The 2,620-nt window shown below is 62.7% G+C and carries 3 protein-coding genes; all 3 read right to left on the reverse strand.

Going from position 1 to position 2,620, the window contains the following annotated elements; translation table 11 throughout:
- Window positions 1-77: 77 nt before the first annotated feature.
- The 3 genes from tnpC to tnpA are packed head-to-tail and all read right to left on the reverse strand — an operon-like array spanning window position 78 to window position 2,533.
- Window positions 78-1,742 (reverse strand): IS66 family transposase, encoded by a 1,665-nt coding sequence (gene tnpC / locus AC0L30_RS42670; protein WP_473406763.1) that lies wholly within the window; start codon window positions 1,740-1,742, stop codon window positions 78-80.
- Between the two features lie 45 nt (window positions 1,743-1,787).
- Window positions 1,788-2,108, reverse strand: coding sequence for an IS66 family insertion sequence element accessory protein TnpB (gene tnpB, locus AC0L30_RS42675; protein WP_425304745.1), 321 nt, complete (start codon window positions 2,106-2,108; stop codon window positions 1,788-1,790).
- A gap of 23 nt (window positions 2,109-2,131) precedes the next feature.
- Window positions 2,132-2,533 carry an IS66-like element accessory protein TnpA gene (tnpA, locus tag AC0L30_RS42680; protein WP_473406764.1) on the reverse strand — a complete coding sequence of 134 codons (402 nt, stop codon included), beginning with the start codon at window positions 2,531-2,533 and terminating at the stop codon, window positions 2,132-2,134.
- Window positions 2,534-2,620 lie beyond the last annotated feature (87 nt).

Below are 2,620 nucleotides of genomic sequence, written 5' to 3' on the forward strand. Positions count from 1 at the left end.
GTACGCATACGACGAAGGCCGCCTGATTGACACATGCGCGCGAGCGCGGCGAGTTCTACGATGGCGTTGCGTGAAGGTCAGGCGGCTTGCTGATCGGCGGACTTGCCGGCTTGGTGCAGGAGCTTCCATTCCCAGGGCAGCAGTTCGCGCAGCCGCGACGCGGGAAGATCGGCGATCCGGGCGAGGACGTCGGCGAGCCAGGCCTTTGGATCGACGTCGTTGAGGCGGCAGGTCGTGATCATCGTCAGCATGATCGCGGCACGGTCGGCGCCACGTTGGCTACCAGCGAAGGTCCAGTTGCGCCTTCCCAAGGCAATGCCTCTCAATGCACGCTCAGCGCAATTGTTGGTCAAGCAGATCCGGCCATCGTCGAGGAAGCGGACGAAGTCGTCCCAGCGCTTGAGCATGTAGTTCATGGGCTTCAGGACCTCGGCGGAGCGCGAGAGGCTTTCTCGCTCGCGGAGCAGCCAGTCATGCATGTCGTCGAGCAGCGGCTTGCTCCGCTCCTGGCGCACGGCACGCCGCTCGTCGGCACTACGGCCGTTGATGGCGCGCTCGATCTCGAACAACGCATCCAGACGCCTGACCGCCTCCAGCGCGATCGGGGAGACCGGTTTGCCCTTGCGGCCTTCTCCGGCGGCTTTCTCGATGTCAGCCAGCTCGAAGAATCCCCGCCGCGCATGGGCCAGGCAAAACGCCGGCGTGATCGGCATTGCTTTCCTTTTTGGGTCGAACAACGGCTCGAAGCCGCCATAGCAATCCGCCTGCAGAATGCCGGCGAAGGCGGCCAGATGCTTCTGAGGATGTTCGCCCCGTCGGTTGCCCGAGGCATAATAGACCGCCGCCGGCGGCGCAGGCCCGGCGAACGGCCGGTCATCCCGCACATAGGTCCAGATCCGGCCGGTCGTGCACTTGCCCTTCGCCAGGATGCGGATAGTGGTGTCGTCGCCATGAAGGCGCTCGGCCGCGAGCACATGACGCTCGATCAGCTGGAACAGCGGCATGACGGCGAAGGTTCCGTGGCCGACCTGGTCGGCCAGCGTCGACAGCGGCAGGTCGATCCGCTCAGCCTTGAAGCGCACGCTCTGGCGATTGAGCGGGATATGCATGCCGAACTTGTCGAACAGCATTGTCGCCAGCAATTGCGGACCGATGAAGCCGCGCGGCGTGGCATGGAACGGTGCCGGCGGCTGGCTGATCTTCTCGCAATCGCGGCAGGTGAACTTCTCGCGTATCGTCTCGATCACCTTGAAGCGACGCGGGATCTCCTCCAGCGTCTTGGTCACATCCTCTCCGACCTTCGCCAGCCGAGATCCACCGCAGCAGGCGCAGCTCGTTGGAGCCTCAATGACGACGCGCTCGTGTTCGATGTCGTCCGGCCATGGCTGGCGAACCGGCCGCTTGCGCATGAAGGGGCGAACGTTCTGCGTCTTCGCTGCTGCGGCCTGCGCGGCAAGCTCATTCTCGGTCGCCGTGGTGGCGAGTTCTTCGAGCTCCAATTCCAACTGCTCGAGTAAACGCGCCGTGCGCTCGGAGCGCTGCCCGTGCAGTTCGCGTTTGAGCTTCTCGATCCGTAGCTCAAGATGAGCGATCAGCACCTCGCTGTCCGATAGCTCCGCCCGCGCGTTGGCGGCATCCGCGACTGCCACATCGCGTTCAGCCTGCAACGCCTCGCGCTCGGCCAGCAGAGCAAGGTAGGCTCTCGTGAGATCCGAAGGAAGGTCGTCCGGCTTCGATGTCATGACGCCATTGAATCAGATCGAGCATCAGATTCAAACCCAAAACGATTATCCGACCCGCGTCGGCCGCTGGGTTTCTTGCGGATTGCGCCAATCGATCCCGGACAGCAGATAGCTCAACTGCGCCAGCGAGATCGTTACCGCTTCACCGGCAACCGATGGCCAGATAAACTTTCCTCTCTCGAGTTTTTTTGTGAACAAGCAGGCTCCCTGACCATCGTGCCAGATCACCTTCACAAGATCGCTGCGGCGACCGCGGAAGACAAACAAATGACCGCTGAGCGGTTCTTTGTGCAGCACCTCCTGCACTTGGAGGGCCAGCGACGGAAAGCCTCTGCGCATATCCGTGTAGCCTGTCGCCAGCCACACTCGCACATTCCCTGGTACAGCAATCATCGGCGTCCAAGCACATCGAGGACCCGCGCCAGCGCCTCCGGATCGACGTGCGCATCCACCCGGATGCACCGTCGGTTGCCGAGATCGATCTCTATCAATCCAGTACGTGCGGCTGCCGCCGAGCGAACTCGGCCATCAACCGTAGGCAAAAGCTTCGCAGTTTCTTCAGTCGAGGCCGGTACGGCGGCGATCTGCACCGGCGTAAAAGATGGTACAACTTGTTCCGATGTCCGTGCTTGTCGACGCCAGGTAAACACCAGGCTGGCCGCTACTCCGTTGCGCCGCGCAACCTCAGTTACCTTCGCGCCCGCTGCCAGCGTCTCCTCGACAATCCGTGCCTTGTCGTCCTGCGACCAACGCCGCCGCCGCTCCAGCCCGCCTAAAACCTCGACCCGCATCGCCTGATGACCTTAAAGCTAGACTTAAGGTCACACGCTTCGCGAATTACCAACCCTCACGCAAGACGGCCCCCATCGGAGGCGTAC

The organism is Bradyrhizobium sp. MI1.11, assembly GCF_055811255.1.

Excerpts from the sequence above, each read along its gene's own strand:
- tnpA (WP_473406764.1), bottom strand. The coding sequence starts at position 2,533 with ATGCGGGTCGAGGTTTTAGGCGGGCTGGAGCGGCGGCGGCGTTGGTCG.
- tnpC (WP_473406763.1), bottom strand. The coding sequence starts at position 1,742 with ATGACATCGAAGCCGGACGACCTTCCTTCGGATCTCACGAGAGCCTAC.